The 23,426-nt window shown below is 35.0% G+C and carries 19 protein-coding genes; 8 read left to right on the forward strand and 11 right to left on the reverse strand.

Annotated features, from left to right (window positions below; translation table 11 throughout):
• The first annotated feature begins 3 nt into the window (after positions 1 to 3).
• Together U6A24_RS07455 and U6A24_RS07460 are read left to right on the forward strand one after the other, a co-directional pair.
• The gene (locus U6A24_RS07455) at positions 4 to 1,293 is read left to right on the forward strand and encodes a hemolysin family protein (RefSeq protein ID WP_324179318.1); all 1,290 of its coding nucleotides are present in this window, start codon (positions 4 to 6) and stop codon (positions 1,291 to 1,293) included.
• A gap of 181 nt (positions 1,294 to 1,474) precedes the next feature.
• Entirely contained in the window at positions 1,475 to 3,595 is a 2,121-nt protein-coding gene (locus tag U6A24_RS07460) for a peptidylprolyl isomerase (protein WP_324179319.1), read from the forward strand.
• Positions 3,596 to 3,676: 81 nt separating this feature from the next.
• Here the strand turns inward: U6A24_RS07460 and galE are convergent, their stop codons facing one another.
• Together galE and U6A24_RS07470 are read right to left on the reverse strand one after the other, a co-directional pair.
• Positions 3,677 to 4,693 carry a UDP-glucose 4-epimerase GalE gene (galE, locus tag U6A24_RS07465; protein WP_324179320.1) on the reverse strand — a complete coding sequence of 339 codons (1,017 nt, stop codon included), beginning with the start codon at positions 4,691 to 4,693 and terminating at the stop codon, positions 3,677 to 3,679.
• A gap of 178 nt (positions 4,694 to 4,871) precedes the next feature.
• A complete protein-coding gene (locus U6A24_RS07470) occupies positions 4,872 to 5,327 on the reverse strand; it encodes a GAF domain-containing protein (protein WP_324179321.1) in 456 nt (151 codons plus the stop codon).
• 219 nt (positions 5,328 to 5,546) lie between these two features.
• On the opposite strand from U6A24_RS07470, the gene U6A24_RS07475 reads away from it, so the two are divergent.
• Positions 5,547 to 6,044 (forward strand): DUF3347 domain-containing protein, encoded by a 498-nt coding sequence (locus U6A24_RS07475; protein WP_324179322.1) that lies wholly within the window; start codon positions 5,547 to 5,549, stop codon positions 6,042 to 6,044.
• A 185-nt stretch (positions 6,045 to 6,229) separates the two neighbouring features.
• The gene (locus U6A24_RS07480; protein WP_407654010.1) at positions 6,230 to 6,991 is read left to right on the forward strand and encodes a M15 family metallopeptidase; all 762 of its coding nucleotides are present in this window, start codon (positions 6,230 to 6,232) and stop codon (positions 6,989 to 6,991) included.
• 1 nt (position 6,992) lies between these two features.
• On the opposite strand, the gene U6A24_RS07485 is transcribed toward U6A24_RS07480, so the two are convergent.
• Together U6A24_RS07485 and aceB are read right to left on the reverse strand one after the other, a co-directional pair.
• Positions 6,993 to 8,291 (reverse strand): hypothetical protein, encoded by a 1,299-nt coding sequence (locus U6A24_RS07485; protein ID WP_324179323.1) that lies wholly within the window; start codon positions 8,289 to 8,291, stop codon positions 6,993 to 6,995.
• 257 nt (positions 8,292 to 8,548) lie between these two features.
• A complete protein-coding gene (aceB, locus tag U6A24_RS07490; RefSeq protein WP_324179324.1) occupies positions 8,549 to 10,147 on the reverse strand; it encodes a malate synthase A in 1,599 nt (532 codons plus the stop codon).
• Between the two features lie 121 nt (positions 10,148 to 10,268).
• On the opposite strand from aceB, the gene U6A24_RS07495 reads away from it, so the two are divergent.
• Positions 10,269 to 11,750, forward strand: a complete 1,482-nt coding sequence (locus tag U6A24_RS07495) for a helix-turn-helix domain-containing protein (protein WP_324179325.1) — start codon at positions 10,269 to 10,271, stop codon at positions 11,748 to 11,750.
• Positions 11,751 to 11,903: 153 nt separating this feature from the next.
• Here the strand turns inward: U6A24_RS07495 and groL are convergent, their stop codons facing one another.
• From groL to miaB, 7 genes are all read right to left on the reverse strand, one after another.
• Positions 11,904 to 13,541, reverse strand: a complete 1,638-nt coding sequence (groL, locus tag U6A24_RS07500; RefSeq protein ID WP_324179326.1) for a chaperonin GroEL — start codon at positions 13,539 to 13,541, stop codon at positions 11,904 to 11,906.
• A gap of 87 nt (positions 13,542 to 13,628) precedes the next feature.
• Positions 13,629 to 13,904 carry a co-chaperone GroES gene (locus tag U6A24_RS07505; RefSeq protein WP_324179327.1) on the reverse strand — a complete coding sequence of 92 codons (276 nt, stop codon included), beginning with the start codon at positions 13,902 to 13,904 and terminating at the stop codon, positions 13,629 to 13,631.
• A gap of 149 nt (positions 13,905 to 14,053) precedes the next feature.
• Positions 14,054 to 14,383 (reverse strand): preprotein translocase subunit SecG, encoded by a 330-nt coding sequence (gene secG / locus U6A24_RS07510; protein WP_324179328.1) that lies wholly within the window; start codon positions 14,381 to 14,383, stop codon positions 14,054 to 14,056.
• 7 nt (positions 14,384 to 14,390) lie between these two features.
• Positions 14,391 to 15,341, reverse strand: a complete 951-nt coding sequence (locus U6A24_RS07515; protein ID WP_324179329.1) for a hypothetical protein — start codon at positions 15,339 to 15,341, stop codon at positions 14,391 to 14,393.
• Positions 15,342 to 15,357: 16 nt separating this feature from the next.
• A complete protein-coding gene (gene lptE / locus U6A24_RS07520; RefSeq protein ID WP_324179330.1) occupies positions 15,358 to 15,864 on the reverse strand; it encodes an LptE family protein in 507 nt (168 codons plus the stop codon).
• Between the two features lie 60 nt (positions 15,865 to 15,924).
• Positions 15,925 to 17,178 (reverse strand): sigma-54 interaction domain-containing protein, encoded by a 1,254-nt coding sequence (locus U6A24_RS07525; RefSeq protein ID WP_324179331.1) that lies wholly within the window; start codon positions 17,176 to 17,178, stop codon positions 15,925 to 15,927.
• Between the two features lie 33 nt (positions 17,179 to 17,211).
• Positions 17,212 to 18,657, reverse strand: coding sequence for a tRNA (N6-isopentenyl adenosine(37)-C2)-methylthiotransferase MiaB (gene miaB, locus U6A24_RS07530; RefSeq protein ID WP_324179332.1), 1,446 nt, complete (start codon positions 18,655 to 18,657; stop codon positions 17,212 to 17,214).
• Between the two features lie 132 nt (positions 18,658 to 18,789).
• Here miaB and U6A24_RS07535 point away from each other — a divergent pair, with 132 nt between their 5' ends.
• The 3 genes from U6A24_RS07535 to U6A24_RS07545 all read left to right on the forward strand — a co-directional run bounded on the left by U6A24_RS07535 (position 18,790) and on the right by U6A24_RS07545 (position 23,336).
• A complete protein-coding gene (locus tag U6A24_RS07535; RefSeq protein ID WP_324179333.1) occupies positions 18,790 to 19,572 on the forward strand; it encodes a hypothetical protein in 783 nt (260 codons plus the stop codon).
• A 107-nt stretch (positions 19,573 to 19,679) separates the two neighbouring features.
• Positions 19,680 to 22,169 (forward strand): type I DNA topoisomerase, encoded by a 2,490-nt coding sequence (topA, locus tag U6A24_RS07540; RefSeq protein WP_324179334.1) that lies wholly within the window; start codon positions 19,680 to 19,682, stop codon positions 22,167 to 22,169.
• Between the two features lie 3 nt (positions 22,170 to 22,172).
• Complete coding sequence (locus tag U6A24_RS07545; RefSeq protein WP_324179335.1) at positions 22,173 to 23,336, forward strand: formimidoylglutamase; 1,164 nt, start codon at positions 22,173 to 22,175, stop codon at positions 23,334 to 23,336.
• Positions 23,337 to 23,426 lie beyond the last annotated feature (90 nt).

Consider the following 23,426-nt stretch of genomic DNA (forward strand, 5'->3'; position numbering starts at 1 on the left):
TCAATGGAATTAAGCCTTCTTGTTATTGTGTTATCTCTTCTTCTTTCTGCATTCTTTTCGGGAATGGAAATAGCATATGTATCTTCCAACAAAATTCATATTGAAATAGAAAAAAAGCAAGGCGGCTTTATATCTAATATTCTTACTCGCTTAACCAAAAAACCATCAAAGTTTATAGCTACAATGCTTGTTGGTAATAATATTGCCCTGGTTGTTTATGGTTTTTATATGGGCGAGGTGTTGGTTAGTGTATTAAGTTCGTTTCTTCCGTCGTCATTTTGGTTGCTGGATTATTTCCTTACGGATTTAAAACTGCTTACACATACTATTTTTACTACGGGTATTATTTTGATAACAGCCGAGTTTTTACCCAAAGTTTTTTTTCAGATATATTCAAATACGTTGTTGAAAGCATTTTCTTTTCCGGCTTATGTTTTTTACGTCATATTTTCGCCCATTTCTTCATTTGTGATCTGGGTCTCAGATTTTGTTTTAAAAAGATTTTTCAAAACCGATGGTGATCAGGTTCAATTGGCTTTTACCAAAACTGAATTGGGGGATTATATTAGTGAGCAAATGGAAACAGTTGAGGAGCATGATGAAATTGATAGCGAGATTCAAATTTTTCAGAATGCGTTAGATTTTTCAGATGTGAAATCCAGGGAAGTTATGATTCCGAGAACCGAAATCGTTGCTGTCGAAAAATCTCAATCTATTGAAGAAGTGAGTAAACTCTTTATCGATACCGGGCTTTCAAAAATAATTGTATACAATGGTGCTATTGATGATATTATAGGGTATGTGCACTCTTTTGAGTTGTTCAAAAAACCCAAATCATTACGTTCGATATTGCTTCCAGTGGTGTTTGTTCCCGAAACAATGTATGTAAAAGATGTTCTTAATCTTTTAACCAAGAAACATAAAAGCATGGCCGTGGTTATTGATGAATATGGAGGAACTAGTGGGATTATTACGGTCGAAGATATAGTTGAAGAACTTTTTGGAGAGATAGAAGATGAACACGATTCTGTCGAATTAATAGAAGAACAACTTACTGAAACCAGTTATCGCTTCTCGGCTAGAATAGAAGTAGATTATATCAATGAAACTTATAAGTTAAATCTTCCCGAAGGAGAGAACTACGAAACTCTTGGAGGTATGATCGTTAATCATACCGAAGAAATTCCTCAACAAGAAGAAGAAGTCTTAATCGACGGATTTAAAATAAAAATTGTTGAAACTTCCAACACCAAAATCGACATCGTAAAGCTCGAAGTAGTAGAAGTAGAATAACTTGTTTTTTTGTCCTTTTAAGAAGGATATTTACCACCCAATTACCAATTCAAATTGTTTCTGTATCGGTATTTAATTTTCGAGATAAAAACAAACGTTTATTTCTTTAATCTTTAATTGGTATTATTACAATAAAATGGTATTTTCGCCCACTATATTTCGAATAAATTTTTAATACACCATGGCAGTTTTAAATAAAATCAGACAACGTTCCGTTTTTTTAATTGTGATTATTGCACTAGCACTCTTTTCTTTCGTGCTTGCTGACTTAATCCGTAATGGAGGGGCGATTTCTCAAAGAGCCGAAAACACGATCGCTACGATTAATGGGAAAGATATCGACAGAACAGAGTTTGCTCAAAAGGTGGAGAATGCTTCTAGAAATTTTGGAGCTAGTGGATCCAGTATACAAGCGGTAAATTATGTTTGGAACCAAGAAGTTCGTCAAGCTGTTTTTGAAGAGCAGTTTGAGGAGTTAGGAATTAAAGTAGGTGAAGATCAAGTAAATCAATTATTGGCAGAATCTTTGGCTAATAATCCTACTTTTCAGAATGAAGCAGGAGTTTTTGACAAAGCAAAAATGCAGGAGTATGTTGCGAATATTAAAGCTACTTCTCCCCAACAATATCAGCAATGGTTGAGTTTTGAAGAAAATGTAAGTAAAGGTGCCAGAGAGGATATATATTTAAATATGATCAAAGCTGGAGTAGGAGCGACCTTGAAAGAAGGTGAGCTAGCTTATAAGATGGAAAACGATAATGTTAACATCAAATATGTTCAGCTTCCGTTTTCTAGCATTCAAGATACAGAAGTAACTGTGACTGATGCAGAAATTCAATCTTACATAGATAAACATGCAGATCAATATGAGGCAGATGCATCTAGAAATATTCGCTACGTTTTGTTTAAAGAAGAACCAAGTGCAGAAGATGAAAAAGAAATTACCTCAGAAATAGCTGGTTTACTTGAAGATAAAGTTGAGTTTGTTGAGACCTCAAAGACTAATGATTCTGTAAAAGGATTTAGAAATACTGAAAATGCTGAAGAATTTGTTAATCAAAATTCTGTGCTGAAGTATGATAACAACTTTAAATTTAAAAAGGATCTCCCTGCAACGGTAGCAGATACTATTTATAATATGTCTATAGGAGAGGTTTTTGGACCTTATAAAGATGGAGAGTATATTAAATTGTCTAAAGTGATTGCTCAAAAACAAATGCCTGATTCTGTAAAGGCAAGTCATATTCTTGTTGCTTGGCAAGGTTTGCGTACAGCGGGAGATTTAACACGAACCAAAGAAGAAGCGAAAACTTTGGCTGATAGTATTCTTACAGTTATTAAAGGAGATAAGACCAAATTTTCTGATTTGGCAACGCAGTTCTCTGCAGATAGCTCAAACAAGGATAAGGGAGGAGATTTAGGATACTTTGTGCCGGGAGCTATGGTGCCAGCTTTTAATAATTATTGTTTTGAAAATAAAACGGGTGATCAAGGAATTGTAGAAACACAGTTTGGGTATCATATTATTAGTATCGAAGATCAAAAGAATGAGCAAAAAGCTATAAAAGTAGCTACTGTGGCTCAGAAAATAGAACCAAGTGAAAAAACAATAAACACAATCTTTACAGAAACTACCAAATTTCAGATAGCCGCAAAAGAAAAAGGTTTCGAAGAGGTTGCAAAAGAGAAAGAGTTATTATCTCGTCCTGTAAATAAGATCAAAGAGTTAGATGAAAATATACCTGGCATTGGAGGTCAAAGATCTATAGTACAATGGGCATTCAATGAAGATACCGAGACAGGAGCAATTAAGCGTTTTGATTTGCCTGATGGATATGCTGTTGTTCAATTAACAGCTAGAGCATCAAAGGGAACTATGAATGCTAAAGATGCAAGTATAAGGGTCAAGCCAATTCTTGTAAAAGAAAAGAAAGTTGAAATGCTAAAAAGTAAAATTTCGGGAAGTTCTCTTGAGGATATTGCTAAAAATGCAGCTCAGACTGTGAAAGTTGCGTCGGCCTTAAATATGAAAACGCCAACTATAAGTGGGGCCGGGACAGAGCCAAAAGTTGTTGGAGCAGCATTTGCCATCGAACAAGGGAAGGTTTCTACTCCAATTGTAGGTAATAATGGTGTTTATGTGATAGAAGTAACAAAAAGTACTCCTGCAAGTGGGTTGGATACGTATTTAAGCTATGCTTCACAAGCGTCTAAATCTCAAGTAGGGTTAGTAAATTCCAAAGTCTTTGAAGCGCTAAAAGAAGCTGCAGAAATAGAAGACAAAAGAGCTAAATTCTATTAGAATAGAAAGAAAATAAAAATAAAAAAACCTGAAGATTTCTTCAGGTTTTTTTATGCATTATATTTTGGACGATTAACGTTTTTAGTTTCTTACTTTTTGCTCCCATTTCCAGGCAGAACTAAGTGAGTCATCCAAACTACTTGATGCTTTCCATCCTAGTTCATTGTTAGCTTTTTGGGTATCAGCATATGCAGCGGTTATATCCCCTTCTCTTCTTCCAACGATTTGATAATTGAGTTTTTGACTAGAAACTTTCTCAAAAGATTGAATGACTTCAAGAACCGTGCTTCCTTTTCCGGTTCCAACATTAAAAACTTCGTAATTCAAAGTGTTTTTATTTTCTAGTAATCGTTTAAGGGCGACGACATGAGCTTTGGCCAAATCAACAACGTGGATGTAATCTCTTACACATGTCCCGTCTGATGTTGGATAATCATTTCCGAATACCGAAAGCTGCTCTCTTAGACCTATAGCTGTTTGTGTAATAAAGGGCACAAGATTTTGAGGGACCCCTATAGGTAGTTCACCAATTTCAGCAGTGGGATGAGCGCCAATCGGGTTAAAATATCGCAAGGATATTGCTTTTAAATTAGATTTAACTTTACAAGTGTCTCTTATGATTTCTTCACCTATCTGTTTTGTATTTCCGTATGGTGATTCGGCTGGTTTTACAGGAGCATTTTCCGTTATGGGTAGTTCATCTGCTTGTCCGTAAACCGTACATGAAGAACTAAAAATAAAATTGGACGACGGTTTGCTTTCTAATTGCTGCAAGATATAAACTAGAGTAGATATATTATTTTCATAGTACAATAATGGGTTTTCTACACTTTCACCTACAGCTTTTGAGGCTGCAAAATGAATTACACCGTTGATGTCATTATGTTGTGTAAAAAAATCTTGTACTTTCTTCTTTTCTCTTAAGTCAAATTTCTCTAAAATAGGTTTTTTCCCAGTAACTTTAGTAATACCATCAAGCACCTCTGGAGACGAATTGGAACAGTTATCGATAATAACCACTTCAAACCCTTCATTTTGTAATTCTACAACGGTGTGAGACCCTATAAATCCCAATCCACCTGTTACCAGTATCTTCATTTCTTTTTATAATAAGACGTTTTAACTCTAAAATGTTATAAGTGACAAATTTATGTATTTGATTTTTTATAACAAGTTATATTTCATTAATAAAGTATGATGCTTTAAAATTTGTTCAACTTTATTAGTTACAATTATTTATAAAGTAAATGAGATAATTTAACAGAAAGAAATTTAATTAAAGGATTTTTGCTACTTCTTGGTTTATAAACTCAAGAAATCTTTCATCTTTTTCTGTAAAAGGGTCTGCAGTATCAGAATCAATATCAATCTGCCCAATGTTTTTGCCATCTTTGAATAATGGAATTACGATTTCAGATTTTACGTCAATACTGCATGCAATGTAATTATCTTGAGCCTTTACATCAGGAACTACAAAGTTCTCATTGGACAGCGCTACTTGTCCGCAAATTCCTTTACCAAATGGAATGATCTCATGATCCGTTTCCAGTCCAGCATAGGTGCGTAACTTTAATTCTTCTTTGTCTCCATTTTTGAAATAAAACCCTACCCAATCGTAATAAGAAACATTTTCTTTTAAAAGTATACAAACTTCATGAAGCCTGTCTGTGACCGACAATTCATTGTTGTTGAGGATAGTAATTACTTTGGGTTTTAAATTTTCTAATAGCATTCCAACAATTTTTCCGGCAAAAATATCTAAAATAATTAGAAAAATAAGATATTCTTTATGGTATAGTTTTGTTAAAAAATGTCAGAAAAAGGAAAACATCTGTTTTAATTGTTTTATATATAAAGTACTTTTGGGGTTCTAATAAGTTGAACATATAAGCAATAACATAATTCGAATAAGGTTTTGAAAGCATATAGAAATTTATACAAGTTGATTTTTGTGACTATTTTATTAATAGTTATTTCCTGTGGTAAAGATAAAAAGCAAGAGGTTGATAATGCAGATCTTAATAGCACAGATTCCCATTCAGAAGTAGAATTTTCTGATAAAAATATTCAGCAAGTTTATGCTATGTATCTTGAGATAAAAGCAGGTTTGGTTAATTCTGATATCGAAGTGGTGAGAAGCACATCTAAAAAGTTAGAGGAAACTCTTGAGGATACTGAAGAGTATAAGCAGTTAAAAGCTACTTCGAAACTTATTTCTTTAACCAAAGATCTCCAAAAACAGAGAGATTTTTTTGTCACAATTACCGATGAAATTGATAATATAGTGAGCAATGCCAATATTATATCGGGAGAAGTGTATAAACAATATTGCCCTATGGCATTTGATGGCTCGGGTGGGTATTGGTTATCGGATTCCGAAGAAATAAGAAATCCATATTTCGGAAATAAAATGCTTAAATGTGGTAATGTAAAGGAAACAATTAAATAATGAGCTGGTAAGCTTATCGCGTATTGATGTCCCGAATCACCGTCATATTTAGCCTTATAAAATAACATAATATAAATATTAACTATCTTTAGAAGATATCTGGTTTACAAATACTATAATCTTTGAGGGAGGATTTATTTTGAAGAACCTGATAGTAGTGTAGTTGGAATAAAACAAAAAAGCCTATGGTTATTAGAAAATTACTCCTGTCTGTTTTTTTAGCAATATTTTTTTCTTGTAGTGAATCTGTAGAGATTCATAGTAGTAATACAGCTGCTCTTTTAGAAAAATCAAAAGCACTAAGATTACGAGGAGATAAGGTTGAACAGAGCTTATTTAGAAAACGAGATTCTATAGAATCTATGTCTGGTGATAATAAGGAATTAATGAACCAGGAGCAAGGCATTGGCTTTGTGAATATTGAAAATATATCTCAGGATTTTGTGTTGGATATGAAATATGCTACGCAGGATAATTTCCTGAAAGAAAAGGTTTATTCGTGCGCAAAGTGTTATGTGAGAGATGAAGTTGCAGAGGCTCTAATTGAAGCTAATATGGATTTTATGAAGCTTGGATATAAGATTAAATTTTTTGATTGTTATAGACCACATAGTGTACAAAAGAAAATGTGGAAAATTTTTCCAAATCCTGGGTATGTGGCAGATCCCAAAGGGGGATCAATTCATAATAAAGGTGCTGCAGTAGATATTACTTTGGTAAAGTTGGATGGTTCTGAGGTTGATATGGGGACCAATTTTGATCATTTCGGAAAAGAGGCACATCATGCTTATAGAGAGCTACCAGAATCTGTAATTAAAAATCGTAAACTACTTCGTGAAACAATGAATAAACATGGTTTTAGGACTATACGAACAGAGTGGTGGCATTATAACTATAAAAGCAGTCTGAAGTATAAAATATCTAATTTTACTTGGGAGTGTGAGTAAATTATCGGTTAAAAGGGTATTCATTAATCCAATGAAACCCCCGACTTATCAATAAAAAATCTTTTCGTTCTTTCTTTTTAAGTTGAATTTTAAGGGTGTCACTTTTGTAAATACCTTGAAAAGTATATAGGCTATCATTAAATTTGTAAGTGAAGTTCTGCACATCTGTACTGTCTTTTCTATTGGTAATTTGTAATGTTTTTGCGATGGTGTCAGTTTTCTCTTGGAAGTATTTGATTTTTTCATCCATAGTTTGTATTCCTAAAGACCTTTTACCAATAATAAAGCGTTTCCACCTAATAGTATCAGTAGTTAATGGAGGTATAGTGTCTCCATTTTTTATAAAATTCCCTACTTCATAAATTCCATATAGTGCTGGCTTTGGAGCTTTTTTGCCCCATTCTTTTTCTCCCTCAATCGCATCATTGATATTATAATAGAACAAAAATAAAACTGTTATTATTTTCAATATGTTTATTGCTTTTTTAGCTTTTTCCTGGGTAGTATAGGGTAAGAATATTTTTGGATTAACAGCTTTATTTAGAATAAAAAAGTCTAAGGTTCTTTTAATATCCGGAGCTAATAAGAAAATTCCCATAATGGTAAGCAATCCACTGTATAATTTTACAGGAATATCATAACTCATATTCATCATGAATACATTAAACATAACTGCAATGGTAAGAATTGATCCAAGAACTATGGTTCTTCTATAAAGAAGTAATGTGCCGGCTATAACCTCTGCAAAACCTGAAAATCGAGTATAAGTATCACTATATTCCATGAAATTCCACATTAAGCCCATAGGTGATTGATTACCTACCGTTTTTATCAAATCGAAATTGCTTAATTCTGAAAATTGAAGAGGGATCACTTTATAAAAGCCATAAGAAAACATAGTAAAGGCAACATAATAGCGAACGAAAGTTCTTAGATAAAGAAAGGTTCTGTTGTAAGATTGTCTTCTACGATCTATAAAACTCCATATAATTGTCGTAAAAATGGCAATCATAACAACAACAAATTGAAAAACATAATCTGTAGTAGTATCACCACTACCATTGGGACCCGTTGGCATTTCGTAATCAATACCTAAAACAACTTTTCCTGTCCACACGGTTAGCTCTTGAAACCAATCGTAATAAAAAGAAAACAAATCATCAACACCAACGATACTTCCGACATAATACAAAGGGAAAGGAAAAATGTTTAGAAATAAATAAGCAAAAAAGAATCTAAAAGAAATTAATGTAATTGCGTTCCAAGAGTTTTTTTTAGAAATGTCCTGAGTAACTTCCATCAATAAATGTGATTTGTTTTGAAAGGCCAAATCTAAAGAAATATTTTATTGTATTTAAACGATTTTAACAGTAGCATAAAAAAAGCGACACTCACCTTGATGAATGCCGCTTTTGAGCACAATTATAAAATCGGAAAAAATTAGAACTGCTCAACTTCTGTACAACCCTCCATACTACTATTGAAAAGCTTGCTAGCTGTTGTTGTATCCTGTATCACTTCAAAAATGTAGTTTCTACAAACCTTGAGTGCTTCAGTTTATAAATATTGGTATGCCATTGTGGTTAAGAATTCTTCAAACTCTTCAGAAACCACGAGTTCTTTAAAAGTTGAGATGGCATTTTGATAATTAGGAGTTTCAAAAAGTGTCTCTCCTACTTGTTTTTTGATAATTTTTAATTCATTTTCGAACAATGCATCAAAAAGTTCTTGGTTTAATGTTCTGCCATCTTCAAGAGCAACTTCATTTTTTAACCATTGCCATACTTGAGTACGGCTTATTTCAGCAGTTGCTGCATCTTCCATTAGATTGTATAGTGCTACGGCTCCATTCCCACTAAGCCAATTGGCGATATAATGAATCCCAACATTAATATTTTCCTGAATTCCTTTTTGCGTTATGGTTCCTTGTGGAATTGCAAGAAGATCTTCTTCGGTAATAGTTATATCATTACGCTTTATGTGCATTTGGTTTGCAGTTGGCATATGTGTATCAAAAACCTGCATGGCTAATTTCACAAGCCCTGGATGCGCTACCCAAGTACCATCATGACCATTCTTTACTTCACGCTCTTTATCGGCTTTTACTTTTGCAAAAGCGGCAGCATTGCGTTCCTCATCATCTTTGATCGGAATTTGCGCAGCCATTCCGCCTATGGCAAGGACGTTTCTTTTGTGACATCGTTGAATTACAAGCTTGCTATAAGCATCCATAAAAGGACTTGTCATTGTTACCTGAGCACGATCTGGTACTACAAAGCCTTCATGATTTCTTAGTTTTTTGATATAACTAAAGATGTAATCCCATCTTCCGCAGTTAAGGCCAACAATGTGATCTTTTAAGGCATAAATAATTTCATCCAGTTGGAAACTCGCGGTTATCGTTTCAACAAGAACAGTAACCTTAACACTTCCGTGTTCTATGCCTAAGTACTCTTCAGAAAAATCAATTACATCATTCCACCATATCGCTTCTGTGAAGTGTTCCAATTTGGGTAGGTAATAATAAGCCCCCGTTCCATTTTCTTTTAATTGTTCATTGTTATGGAATAAATACAACGCAAAATCAAATAACGAAGCACTCATTTCCTGGCCTTTTATCAAAAGGTGCTTTTCATTAAGGTGTAGTCCTCTTGGGCGCACTATTAATGTGGCAATCTTTTCTTTGAGTTGATAAGTTTTATCCTTTTTTGGATTATAGAACGAAATAGTTTTATTGACGGCATCCTTTAAGTTTTTTTGTCCCTGTAGACAGTTTTCCCAAAGAGGAGCATTACTGTCTTCAAAATCGGCCATAAAAGTTTTGGCTCCAGAATTTAAAGCATTAATGACCATTTTTCTGTCTACAGGTCCTGTAATCTCGACCCTACGATCTTGAAGGTCTGAGGGAATCGGTGCAGCCGACCACTCGCTATTACGAATCTCTTTAGTGTTTTCTGGAAAAGAAGGATACGTTCCCAGATCAAACAACTGTTGCTGACACTCACGATTTTTTAGAAGTGTTAAACGTCTATCGTTAAAACGATCTTGTAAAGCCTCTAAAAAAGTCAGCGCGCCATCGGTTAAAATTTCCGGATGGTAGTTTCTAACTTCTTTTGAGAAGCTAATTTTCTGACTAAGGTTTGTCTGTATTTCCATAACTATATCGTTTTGAGTGAACAATATTAAAAAAAAGTTTTTTATAAAACAAGCGAACGTTCGCTAAATGTGAATTTTTTCTTTTTTCTTTGGTTACGCAAAAATTGTTATTTTTGGCTTTATGGCAATAGCAGAAGAATATATTAGATTGATTTTTGGATTGAAAATCAAACAGATACGAACAGAAAAGGATTTGTCACTTTTTGGCTTGTCTAAACTTAGTGGATTATCAAAGTCGTATTTAAATGAAATTGAAAAGGGAAAAAAATACCCTAAAACAGATAAAATTATCAAGCTTGCCGAGACGCTAGAGGTGCCTTATGACCAATTAGTCTCCTTAAAACTTGATAAAAATTTGGCTCCTATTGGAGAGATTTTACAATCGGGTATACTAGATGAGATACCTCTTGAATTATTCGGAATACAACAAAGTGATCTTATTGATATTATTGCGAATGCTCCCTCAAAAGTAAATGCATTTATTAGTACAATTATAGAGATTGCCCAACACTACAATATGAGTAGAGAAGGGTTTTACTTGGCTTCCCTGAGATCCTATCAAGAGGCACATAATAATTTCTTTAAAGATTTGGAAGATAAAGTTATACGTTGCGCAAATACGTATCAGTTAAGTCTTGATGGAAAAATTACTTCTTCAGAGTTAGAAGAAATTTTGAAGGAGGAATATGGTTATACAATCAATGAAGCGGGAATTCCTAAAGAAGAAGAATTGGATAATTTACGATGTGTGTTTGTTCCAACAACAAAGACTTTGTTATTGTCAGATAGGGTAGATGAGGCACAAAAGACTTTTATTTATGCCAAAGAGTTGGGGTATCAATATTTGGAAATAACAGAAAGACCTTATACTTTTTCTTGGATACGATATGATAACTTTGAAGAGGTACTGCATAATTTTTATGCTTCGTACTTCGCAGGAGCTCTAATCATTCCCAAAAATCATCTTAGGGACCATTTAAAAGAATTGTTTGCTATGAAACGATTCTCAGAGAAAGCTTTTCATAAAATTATGAACCTGTACAATGCCTCTCCAGAATCATTTTATCAACGACTAACCAATGTCTTGCCCAAGGATTTTGGAATGCAAAATGTTTTCTTTTTAAGGTTTACACATAAAAAAGGCGTAGAAAAATTTAATCTGGTCAAAGAACTACATATCACGCATCAGCAACAACCTCATGCCAATGAAATTAATGAGCATTATTGTAGGCGCTGGATGGCCATAAAAACATTGCAACGTACGGCAAATGATGATTTGGAGTATGCTTTTGATATTCAGATTTCTGATTATGCCGATTCGGGTCAACAATATTTGGTATTTACTTCGGCTACCAAGGACCCATTCAGAAAAGATTACTATCGTAGTATAGGGATAGGTTTTTTGATATCACCCGCGCTCGAGAAGAAGATCAGCTTTGTAAGTGATTCTAAAATTCCTAAAGTAAAAGTGGGAGTGACTTGTGAATCTTGTTCCTTGAAAGATTGCGATGTGAGAATGGCTCCTCCAAAAAGATTAATTGCAAAAGAGAAATACAAGAGAACTTCAAAATTGGTAGAAGATATAGTGAAGACGTATTCTTAATGTAGGCTACTGGTTTTTGTTGTTTCTAGAAGAAAAATTAAAGCAAAACCCATTTTGAAAATCTCAAAATGGGTTTTTATATCTCACAAGCCTGTTCAGGGGCTTTACTTCACAAACAAGCTAAATAATTTCGCTATCGCTATGCGATGCGACTTACATCATTCCTGGCATACCTCCGCCCATTGGTGGCATTGCACCTCCTGCTGGAGCTTCCTCTTTGATGTCGATTAATGCACACTCTGTAGTAAGGATCATACCAGATACAGATGCTGCATTTTCAAGAGCGATACGCGTTACTTTTTTAGGATCGATGATTCCGGCTTTAAGCATATCTACATACGCTTCAGATTTTGCATCATAACCAAAGTTGTCTTTTCCTTCAAGAACTTTAGAGATTACTACAGAGCCTTCTCCTCCTGCATTTTCAACAATAGTTCTTAACGGGGCCTCGATAGCACGGTTTACAATCTGCACACCTGTAGCTTCATCGGCATTTTCAGTGTTTACTTTTTCAAGTACTGATTTTGATCTTACCAATGCTACACCACCACCGGCAACGATTCCTTCTTCTACAGCAGCACGAGTTGCATGAAGTGCGTCATCGACGCGGTCTTTCTTTTCTTTCATTTCAACTTCAGAAGCGGCACCTACATAAAGTACAGCTACACCACCAGCTAATTTTGCCAATCTTTCTTGAAGTTTTTCCTTGTCATAATCTGAAGTAGTAGTTTCGATCTGAGCTTTGATTTGATTAACTCTGTTTTTGATCAATTCTTCTTCACCAGCGCCATTTACAACGGTAGTATTGTCTTTATCAATAGCAACTTTTTCTGCAGTGCCTAAGTGTTCGATTGTAGCGTTTTCTAAAGTAAATCCTCTTTCTTCAGAGATTACGGTACCTCCAGTTAATATGGCAATATCTTCAAGCATTGCCTTACGCCTATCACCAAAACCAGGAGCTTTTACAGCTGCTATTTTTAATGCACCACGTAGTTTGTTTACTACCAAAGTAGCTAATGCTTCACCATCTACATCTTCGGCAATAATCAAAAGAGGCTTTCCTGTTTGCGCCACCGGCTCAAGAACAGGTAATAGATCCTTCATTGCAGAGATTTTCTTGTCAAATAACAAGATGTATGGATTCTCTAGCTCTGTAGTCATTTTTTCGCTATTGGTAACGAAATAAGGAGAAAGGTATCCTCTGTCAAACTGCATTCCTTCTACGATGTCAACATGAGTTTCTGTTCCTTTAGCTTCTTCAACAGTAATAACACCTTCTTTACCTACTTTTTCGAAAGCCTGTGCAATCAAATCTCCGATAGTTTCATCGTTGTTTGCTGAAATGGCAGCAACTTGTTTGATTTTATCTGAAGAATCTCCTACTTCTTTGGTTTGTTTTTCCAGATCAGTAGTAATTGCTGTTACAGCTTTGTCGATACCACGTTTTAGATCCATTGGATTAGCACCCGCTGCAACATTTTTAAGTCCTTCTTTTACGATTGCCTGAGCCAGAACTGTGGCAGTAGTAGTACCGTCACCTGCAAGATCGTTGGTTTTTGAAGCTACTTCTTTTACCATCTGTGCTCCCATGTTTTCAAGAGCATCTTCTAATTCAACCTCTTTGGCTACAGAAACACCGTCTTTGGTTACTGTAGGAGCGCCAAAAGATTTGCTGATAATTACATTACGACCTTTAGGGCCCAAAGTTACCTTTACTGCATTGGCTAATGCATCAACGCCACGTTTGATTCCGTCACGTGCCTCTATGTCAAATTTTATATCTTTTGCCATAATTTATTTTTTATTTTTTTATTTCTGCATTTGCAGAAAACCTTTGAATTAAAGTTTAAACTGATTTGTGTTTTTTAAAATAGATTATTAAACAATAGCCAGGATATCGTCCTCGCGCATGATTAAATAATCTTTTCCATCTAATTTCAACTCGGTACCAGAATATTTACCATAAAGAACAGTGTCTCCAACTTTTACGGTCATTTCATGGTCTTTTTTACCGCCACCTACAGCAGCAACCTTACCTTTTTGTTGTTTTTCCTGAGCAGAATCAGGAATGTATAATCCAGATGCTGTTTGTGTTTCAGCTGGAAGTGGTTCTACTACCACACGGTCTGAAAGAGGTTTAATATTTAATCCCATTATGATTAGTTTTTATTATAAAATTAAAATGAAATATTCGATGCTGTATATTTCAGAAATTGTGCCAGTAGCATGTTACTGACAAATTGAAACAAAAAATGCCGACTTGTCATATAGTCGGCATTTTAGTAATTATTTTTCGATAAATGTTATTCTTGAGTTTCTTCTTCTGCGGCTGGTGCTGCAGGAGGGGTGTCAAGTTGTACATTTTCGGTATCTACCTTTGAATCTTGAGCGGTACCTTCATCCATAAGATCAATATTTGATAGTAGGATCAATGCCAATAATAAAGTGGCAAGGGTCCAGGTACTCTTATCCAAAAAGTCGGTTGTCTTTTTTACACCACCAAGTTGTTGTGTTCCGCCACCACCGAAAGAAGAGGATAATCCACCTCCTTTTGGGTTCTGCACCATAATCACTACCACAAGTAAAAATGATACGATAACGATTAGTACTAAAAAGATTGAAAACGTTGTCATTATATTGTTATTTATTTTCTTGTAATTTCTTTATCGCTCGAATTTGGTCTGCAAAGAAACCACTTTTTTCGGGATTTTTCAAAATTAATATGTTATAAGCTTGAATTGCTTTTTTATAGTTTTTTTGAGCAAGATATACTCTGGCCAAAGTTTCGGTCATTAACTCATCATTAGAGACCATATTTTCCTTTGCCAGATTGCGTTTAGGAGCATTTTTTGAAACTGGCGGAATTTTGGGGTTATTGGCTATAAATTCGTCTATTAATTCGAATTTGTCTTTTTGATGCAAGGGCCTTTTTGGTGTTTCCTCATCAGTTTTTAAGGATGAATCGTTCTTTTTTTCTTTCTTTTCCTCGTCCAGAGGTTGTACCGAGGTTAGTTTTAACCACTCTGCAAAAGAATGTGTTTCTGTTTTATTGAAGTCCAGTGGTTTGTCAATTTGTAATATTTCCTCAGGGGTTTTTTCTTTCTCTGGGGATTTTTGGCTTTCTTCAGAATCGTTTTTTAAAGATTCTTCGGCAATTTCAAGTTGTTTAAGAGTGCTTTCTTCTCTCCTTGCCGAAAATAAAGCCGGGTCCAACACGTCTTCGGCTTCTTCAATCTTCATTCGCACAGCGTCATCTATGTCCATTCTCGGAAGTACCTTTATTTCCTTTGGGTCAACAACGTCAATGTCAGATTTGTTTTTTTGTTTTGGTTCTAGCTTATCTTCTTCTTTTTTGAAATGATCTGAAGTTATAAAATCAAATAAAACACTGCGATCGGTAGTATATGCTGCAGTAACTTTTAATTCTTGATTATATCTGAAGTTTTCCTGTTGTTTAAGTGTTTTGAGTACCAGGGGTTTTATAGATTGAAAATAGGGAAATTCTCTGGAGAGTTTTTCCAGAGACTTGGCCTGCTCTTTTGTAATTTGTGCAGGGTTTTGTAGAAGATATGTTAGTTCCTTGGTGTTCAATTTATAATCTTATCATTTACCATCTGGCTAGGGTGGCATTAAAAATGTCTTGTGTTATTCGTTCAAAAATAACCTGCAAAGCCTCATCTCTAACATTATTTTCTGATGATGATGCTGGATAATCAAAGAAAAATGTAAAACGTTGCTCAAGATCCTGACTAGGGTCCTTGGAATCGTAAAACCTCATATTTACAGCAAGAGTTAAACGGTTTTGGGCTGCAGTAATATCTGAAGTAGCGGTATTAGGAGCTACATAATCCTGTACAATTTCTCCTTCATAAACGATATCTCCACCAGAGGTAACCAAGTCAAGATTGGTTTGATTTAAGATCAAATCTTGTAATTGGTTAGTAAATACTTGATCAACCCCAGGAAAAATTCGCGGGGATTGGTTTTGAAAAAAATTTACTTGGAAGGTTTTGGTGTCCGGAGAAATATTAGTTCCACTAAAGGAATAAATTCCACAACCTTGAACAAGTAGGAGTGTTAATACACCAATTATTAAATTTTTTACGTTTTTCATTAAGTATTGCTATAAATGTTATGCTTTTTAAGCTGTCGTTATTATCTGATCTACAGATTTTTACAAATCATATTGCTTAATTTTTCTGTATAATGTACGTTCACTGATTCCTAGTTCTTCTGCGGCTGCTTTACGCTTGCCCCTGTGCCGCTCAAGTGATTTTTTAATCAGTTCAAGTTCTTTGTCCTGTAGCGATAGTGTTTCTTCTTCTTCGATTTCTTCGGCAAAATGATATTTATCCTCTTCTTTTTGTATTGCAGGAGAAGGTATTTGTAAAACTTCGGCAGGTGCTATAGGTTCTTCAAATCTCCCCTCATCTTCTTCATCTTCTCGATAAATTTTTCGAATCAACCCTTCGTTATCTTTTTGAACCTGTTGCGTGTTACCACTTTGCATTAGTTCCATAGTTAATTTCTTGAGATCATTCAAGTCACTTTTCATGTCAAAGAGAACCTTGTATAGAATCTCTCTTTCATTACTGAAATCACTTTCTTTTTTGTCTGAAGAAACCACAGCGGGTAAATTACTTCCCATGTTGGGTAAATACCCATGCAGTGTTACCGCAGAAATACTCCTGTCTTGTTCAAGGACTGAAATTTGCTCGGCAATGTTACGTAATTGTCTAATATTCCCACTCCAATGATACTTTTCAAGCAAAGCAACTGCGTCATCTGTTAAACGGATAGTGGGCATTTTGTATTTTGTTGCAAAATCTGAAGCAAATTTCCTGAATAGCAAATGAATATCCCCTTCACGATCTCTAAGTGGTGGTAAAAGAATTTCGACTGTACTTAAACGATAATACAAGTCTTCTCTGAACTTCCCTTTTTTAATGGCTTCAAACATATTAACATTGGTGGCAGCAACAATGCGCACATCAGTTTTTTGAACCTTTGAGGATCCTACTTTTATGAATTCCCCATTTTCGAGAACTCGTAATAAACGTACTTGAGTAGTTAAAGGAAGTTCTCCGACTTCATCCAAAAAAATTGTACCGCCACTTGCCACCTCAAAGTATCCGTTACGGGTTTGTGTGGCACCCGTAAATGCCCCTTTTTCATGACCAAAAAGCTCACTGTCTATAGTCCCCTCTGGGATTGCACCACAGTTAACAGCGATGTATTTCCCATGTTTACGATGTGATAGGGAATGTATAATTTTAGGAATACTTTCTTTACCAACACCACTTTCTCCGGTTACCAAAACCGAAATATCTGTAGGAGCTACCTGGATAGCTTTTTCTACTGCCCGGTTAAGTTTAGGATCGTTTCCTATAATCCCAAATCGTTGTTTTATGGCTTGAACTGATTCCATTTGTTTATACCTATGGTTAGTATGGTTTGTTGTTTAATTATTTTCTGAATAGCCAACAGCTTTTCCTAGTAAGGTCGCACTTGTGCATTCATCGATTTGTACCATTACGAAGTCTCCAAGTTTATAATCTCCTTTCGGGAAAACGGCAACGGTATTTTGAGTGGTTCTACCGCTCCAGTGTGCATCAGATTTTTTTGATGCTTTCTCGATTAAAACTTCTACAGTCTGCCCAACAAATGCCTGATGGCGGTATTCGCTATGTTTGCGCTGTAATTCGATAACTTCAGCAAGTCGTCTTTTCTTAACATCTTCAGGAACGTCATCTTCCATTTTACGTTCTGCTAATGTTCCTGGTCTTTCTGAGTATGCAAACATAAACCCATAATCGTACTTCACATATTCCATCAAGGATAAAGTGTCTTTATGATCTTGTTCAGTTTCTGTAGGGAAACCTGTTATGATATCCTGTGAAATGGCACAATCAGGAATAATTCTTTTGATGTTATCGATAAGATCAAAATATTCCTGGCGTGTATGCAAACGATTCATTTCTTTTAAGATTCGATCACTACCACTTTGGATCGGTAGGTGAATGTACTTACAGATATTTTTATGTTTGGCCATTACGTTGATCACATCCAAAGTCATGTCCTGTGGATTAGAAGTAGTAAAACGAAGCCTAAGCTTAGGGTGCTTTTGAGCTACCATATCCAAAAGCTTCGCAAAATTAACTGCAGTAGCTTTTTGAAAATCACTTGCTTTGTCAAAATCCTTTTTTAACCCACCACCATACCATAGATAACTATCTACATTTTGACCTAAAAGAGTTATTTCTTTAAAATTTTGAGTTACTAGTTGATCGATTTCTTCTAAAATACTTTGAGGGTCACGACTACGTTCTCTTCCTCGAGTAAATGGTACTACACAAAATGTACACATGTTGTCGCAACCTCTGGTAATCGAAACAAAAGCGGAAACACCATTACTTTGTAATCGAACAGGGGAGATGTCACCGTAGGTTTCTTCTTTAGAAAGAATTACGTTTACTGCATTGCGACCGGCATCGACTTCTTCAATGAGGTTGGGTAAATCTTTGTAAGCATCTGGACCAACAACAAGGTCTACAATCTTTTCTTCTTCAAGAAACTTGCTTTTTAAACGTTCTGCCATACAACCCAGTACGCCTACTTTCATACCTGGATTGACTTTTTTTACGGCATTGTATTTTTCAAGACGTTTTCGTACAGTTTGCTCTGCTTTTTCACGGATAGAACAAGTGTTTACGAGCACCAAATCGGCATCCTCAAGATTTTGAGTAGTGTTAAAACCTTCTTTGGCCAAAATCGAAGCTACGATTTCACTATCGCTAAAATTCATTTGACAACCATAGCTTTCTATAAAAAGTTTACGATTGTTTTCTTTGTTTTGATCAAGAACAAGAGGTTGTCCTTGTTTATTTTCATCAATGATCTTCTCCATAAAATAATTCCTTAACGATTCGAGGTCAAATAATGTGCAAAGATACTTTTTAATACGATTTGTGACAAAGTGTCAGGGTTTTATTTTTTAAAAAAATCTATATTTGAGCATTACAACCAAAAAAATAAACCTATGTTGGCTAATCAGCTATTCGAAAAAATAGAAAAAAGTGCTCCACTAGATTTTGGAGATGTATTTAGTAAAAGTTTTGATCTTTTTAAGAAAGTTTGGGTGCAGGGTTTTGTGCATCTGCTTATCACCTTACTTGTAATGCTTCCTTTAATTTTTATAATGTATATTCCGATTTTTGCTTTGGCCGGCTTAGCGGGGTATGAAAGTAGTTATGATAGTTATGGAGACTATCCAGCAGAAGAATTATCGATAGGTATTACCATTTTGTTTGTTGTTTTGGTTTTGGTTATTTCAATGATAGCTACTGCACTTCAATTTGGAATTACGGCGCATTATTATAGAGTGTGTAAACAAGCAGATCTTGGTCTTCCTGAAACCTCTTCATACTTTATGTTTTTAAAAGGTAAGTATTTGGGAAAGATATTTACTTTGGCAATTGCAACATTTGGTATTGCCTTGTTGGCCGCATTACTTTGTTACCTTCCTATTTTTTATGTGATGGTACCGTTGCAGTTATTAGGGGTTATATTCGCATTCAACCCGGATCTGAGTGTAAATGATCTTATAAAAGGAAGTTTTAAGTTAGGGAACAAGATATGGCTTGCAGCATTTGGTTTAATTCTTCTTTCTTCTATTTTATCTCAAATTGTGGGAATGCTCTTGTGTTTTGTTGGGATATTTTTTACGGCATCTTTTGTTTATATGCCTGTATATTATATGTATAAAAATACCATAGGTTTTGAAGATGAACCAGGAAATGACGAAACATTATTTGTAAAATAAAAATCAAAAAACCTGCGGTATCGCAGGTTTTTTTTTGACTAATTTTTTAAGAAAGAATCTGGATATCATTTTTTTGATATACTTTTGTGGTCAGAAATAAAAGGACTATGGCTAAGAATTTAGTGATTGTGGAGTCGCCAGCAAAGGCCAAAACAATAGAGAAATTTCTTGGAAAAGATTATACAGTAGCATCCAGTTTTGGGCATATTGCAGATTTGCCTGCAAAAGAATTGGGAGTTGATGTCGATGGAGGGTTTAAACCCAAATATATTGTCTCAAAAGACAAAAAGGATGTAGTAAAAAAGCTGAAAGATCTTTCTAAGAATGCAGAAATGGTATGGCTTGCAAGTGATGAGGACCGCGAGGGGGAAGCCATTGCGTGGCACCTGGCAGAAACATTAAAGCTTGATAAAGATAAAACCAAAAGAATTGTTTTTCATGAGATTACCAAAAATGCAATTCTTAAAGCAATAGAAAATCCACGTACTATAGATTACAATCTTGTAAATGCCCAACAGGCGAGACGTGTGCTGGATCGTTTGGTGGGTTATGAGTTGTCTCCTGTGCTTTGGCGCAAAGTAAAAGGAGGGCTTTCTGCAGGTAGAGTGCAATCTGTTTCTGTGCGATTAATTGTAGAGCGTGAAAGAGAGATAATTGATTTCAAACCAGTAGCTTCGTACAGAATTGATGCAGAATTTTCTAATCAAGCAGGGAAGTCTTTCAAAGCAAAGCTTCCAAAAAACTTTAAGACTAAAGAAGAAGCCGAGGCCTTTTTGAATAAAAATATTGGCGCAAACTTTAAAGTTGCAGATCTTTCCACAAAACCTGCAAAAAAATCGCCAGCACCACCTTTTACAACATCAACATTACAGCAGGAAGCATCGCGAAAATTGTATTTTTCTGTAAGTAAAACTATGACCATGGCGCAACGTTTATACGAGGCCGGGTTAATTACTTATATGAGAACCGATAGTGTAAACCTTTCTGTTGAAGCTCAAAATGGGGCAAAAGCTGAAATTGTATCAGCATATGGAGAAGATTTTAGCAACCCTAGACAATATAAAGGTAAGTCCAAAGGAGCGCAAGAAGCTCACGAAGCCATTCGTCCAACCGATTTTTCTAGACATACAGTTAATGCAGATTATGATCAGCAACGTTTATATGAGTTGATATGGAAACGCGCCATTGCTTCGCAAATGAGTGATGCTCGATTGGAAAGAACCAATGTAAAGATTGATGCCAATTCTCATAATGAACAGTTTACTGCCAATGGGGAGGTTATCAAGTTTGAAGGATTTTTAAAAGTGTATCTTGAAGGAAATGATGATGAAGATGAAGAACAAGAAGGAATCCTTCCTGCAATGAAAGTGAATGAATCCTTGTTTAATAATTATATAACTGCTACCGAAAGATTTACAAGAGCGCCAAGTCGCTATACCGAGGCTTCTTTGGTAAAGAAACTTGAAGAACTTGGTATAGGACGACCTTCGACTTATGCGCCTACCATTTCTACAATTCAAAATAGAAATTATGTAGAAAAAGGTTCTAAAGAAGGTGAGTCGCGTAATTATATTCAGATGGTACTTGCAGGTGATGCGGTAAAAGAGAAAAAACTTTCTGAAAAAGTAGGCAGCGATAAAGGAAAATTAATTCCTACAGATGTAGGGATGGTTGTAAATGATTTTCTTGTGAATCACTTTTCTTCGATCCTTGATTATAATTTTACAGCAAAAGTAGAACAGGACTTTGATGAAATTGCTGAAGGTCAAGAAGATTGGACGCATGTCATGAAAGAATTTTACGAAGAGTTTCACCCAAAAGTAGAAGATGTAGCGCAAAATGCAGAACGTGAAGTTGGTGAGCGTATTCTTGGTGAAGATCCGGCGACGGGCAAAGTAGTAAGTGTACGATTAGGTAAATTTGGCCCAATGGTACAGATTGGAACTGCCGATGATGAAGATAAACCAAAATTTGCCAGCCTACCTCCTGGCCAAACGCTGAGTGGAATAACTTTTGAAGAAGCAATGGATCTTTTTCAACTACCAAAAGAACTTGGTGTATATAAAGGAGAGACGCTTGTTGTAAACAATGGAAGATTTGGTCCTTATGTTCGATTTGGTGATAAATTTGTTTCTCTAGCCAAAGGTGAAGATCCACTAAGTATAACTTTAGAAAGAGCACAAGAGCTTATCGATGAAAAAGAAAAAGCAGATGCTCCTATATATATATATGAAAATCTTCCTGTTCAAAAAGGGAAAGGAAGATTCGGTCCTTTTATTAAATGGAACAACATGTTTATTAATGTAAATAAGAAGTATGACTTTGATAATCTTTCAGAGAATGATATTGTTACATTAATAGAGGAGAAGAAGCAAAAAGAAATTGACAAGGTTATTCATAACTGGGAAGAAGAGGGTATACGCGTTGAAAAAGCAAGATGGGGTCGAAGTAATATTATTAAAGGTAAAGTTAAAATCGAATTACCTAAAACAGTAGATGCTTCAAAATTGACTTTGGAAAAGGTGAAAGATCTTATCGAGAAAAACGCTCCCAAGAAAAAAACTACTAAAAAGAAAACCACTACCAAAAAGAAATAATACATGTCTTTCGAATTTCTTGCCCCAGTTAGCGATTTGGTAGCTGCCCATACCGAACTGCTTTCAGATCATTCATTAGGAAAACAGATTATAATACATACGGCGGATAGTGGAGTTCCAGAACTCGCAAAAATTAATATCGCGATTCTTGGAGTGCAGGAAAATAGAAACGATATTAATTTTCTGGGTGAGAAATTAAATTTTGATAACGTTCGTAAATCTTTATATGAGCTTTACCCTGGTAATTGGGATGCCTCAATAGTAGATCTGGGAGATATTGTGCCAGGAAACGAAGTTAGTGATACCTATTATTTGGTCCAGGAAGTTCTTTCCACATTATTGCAAAAAAATATTATACCTATAATTATAGGAGGTAGTCAAGATCTTGTATATGCCCAGTATCGATCTTTTGATATTTTAGAGCGAATGGTGAATTTGGCCAATGTTGATAGTAAATTCGATCTTGGAAATTCTGCCGAACCAATAACCAATACTTCTTTTGTAGGTAAAATTATCGTCGAGCAACCTTACAATCTATTTAATTACAGTAATATAGGATATCAGACCTATTTTAATGCCCAGGAAGAAATTGACCTGATCGAAAAATTATATTTTGATGCTTATCGATTGGGTGAGGTTATTTCTGATGTTACAATTGTAGAACCAATCATGAGAGATGCGGATATTGTTTCTATTGATCTTGGTGTTATGAATTCTAATAGCATTAATGGTATCACCAAGTCTCCAAACGGTTTTGATGGAAGAGAGATTTGTGCAATTTCGAGATATGCTGGAATTAGTGACAAAGTGAAAAGTTTTGGGATTTACGAATTTAAAAACTTTAAAGGAGAAGAAATGACGTCAATGCTGATGGCTCAAATTATTTGGTATTTTATTGAAGGGTATAATTATAGGTCGAATGAATTAGATATAAAGAACCAAAAAAGTACGTTACATTATAATGTGCCTGTAGAAGATGAAATTTTATCTTTTTATAAGAGTGCAAAAACAGGAAGATGGTGGATAGAAATACCATTTATTTCATCTGGTAATAATAAATTGAAAAGACATACGTTATTACCTTGCACATACAACGATTATGAGCGTGCTTGTAATCAAGAAATACCTGAAAGATGGTATAAGGCAAAACGAAAAAACGAAGTTTAACATTTTTATTAGGCGGATTTAAGGTTTTTTTTAGAAAAAAATTGTTTTTCTGGAAATAAATAAATAGGTTTACGTCCTTAAATCTAGAAG

It is taken from the genome of Aquimarina gracilis (assembly GCF_035285365.1).
GTDB lineage: Bacteria > Bacteroidota > Bacteroidia > Flavobacteriales > Flavobacteriaceae > Aquimarina > Aquimarina gracilis.

Excerpts from the sequence above, each read along its gene's own strand:
- U6A24_RS07525 (WP_324179331.1), bottom strand. The coding sequence starts at position 17,178 with ATGGAATCAGTTCAAGCCATAAAACAACGATTTGGGATTATAGGAAAC.
- U6A24_RS07505 (WP_324179327.1), bottom strand. The coding sequence starts at position 13,904 with ATGGGATTAAATATTAAACCTCTTTCAGACCGTGTGGTAGTAGAACCA.
- U6A24_RS07535 (WP_324179333.1), top strand. The coding sequence starts at position 18,790 with ATGTTGGCTAATCAGCTATTCGAAAAAATAGAAAAAAGTGCTCCACTA.
- secG (WP_324179328.1), bottom strand. The coding sequence starts at position 14,383 with ATGACAACGTTTTCAATCTTTTTAGTACTAATCGTTATCGTATCATTT.
- topA (WP_324179334.1), top strand. The coding sequence starts at position 19,680 with ATGGCTAAGAATTTAGTGATTGTGGAGTCGCCAGCAAAGGCCAAAACA.
- U6A24_RS07460 (WP_324179319.1), top strand. The coding sequence starts at position 1,475 with ATGGCAGTTTTAAATAAAATCAGACAACGTTCCGTTTTTTTAATTGTG.
- galE (WP_324179320.1), bottom strand. The coding sequence starts at position 4,693 with ATGAAGATACTGGTAACAGGTGGATTGGGATTTATAGGGTCTCACACC.
- miaB (WP_324179332.1), bottom strand. The coding sequence starts at position 18,657 with ATGGAGAAGATCATTGATGAAAATAAACAAGGACAACCTCTTGTTCTT.
- aceB (WP_324179324.1), bottom strand. The coding sequence starts at position 10,147 with ATGGAAATACAGACAAACCTTAGTCAGAAAATTAGCTTCTCAAAAGAA.
- lptE (WP_324179330.1), bottom strand. The coding sequence starts at position 15,864 with ATGAAAAACGTAAAAAATTTAATAATTGGTGTATTAACACTCCTACTT.
- U6A24_RS07480 (WP_407654010.1), top strand. The coding sequence starts at position 6,230 with ATGGTTATTAGAAAATTACTCCTGTCTGTTTTTTTAGCAATATTTTTT.
- U6A24_RS07545 (WP_324179335.1), top strand. The coding sequence starts at position 22,173 with ATGTCTTTCGAATTTCTTGCCCCAGTTAGCGATTTGGTAGCTGCCCAT.
- U6A24_RS07455 (WP_324179318.1), top strand. The coding sequence starts at position 4 with ATGGAATTAAGCCTTCTTGTTATTGTGTTATCTCTTCTTCTTTCTGCA.
- U6A24_RS07495 (WP_324179325.1), top strand. The coding sequence starts at position 10,269 with ATGGCAATAGCAGAAGAATATATTAGATTGATTTTTGGATTGAAAATC.
- groL (WP_324179326.1), bottom strand. The coding sequence starts at position 13,541 with ATGGCAAAAGATATAAAATTTGACATAGAGGCACGTGACGGAATCAAA.
- U6A24_RS07470 (WP_324179321.1), bottom strand. The coding sequence starts at position 5,327 with ATGCTATTAGAAAATTTAAAACCCAAAGTAATTACTATCCTCAACAAC.
- U6A24_RS07485 (WP_324179323.1), bottom strand. The coding sequence starts at position 8,291 with ATGGAAGTTACTCAGGACATTTCTAAAAAAAACTCTTGGAACGCAATT.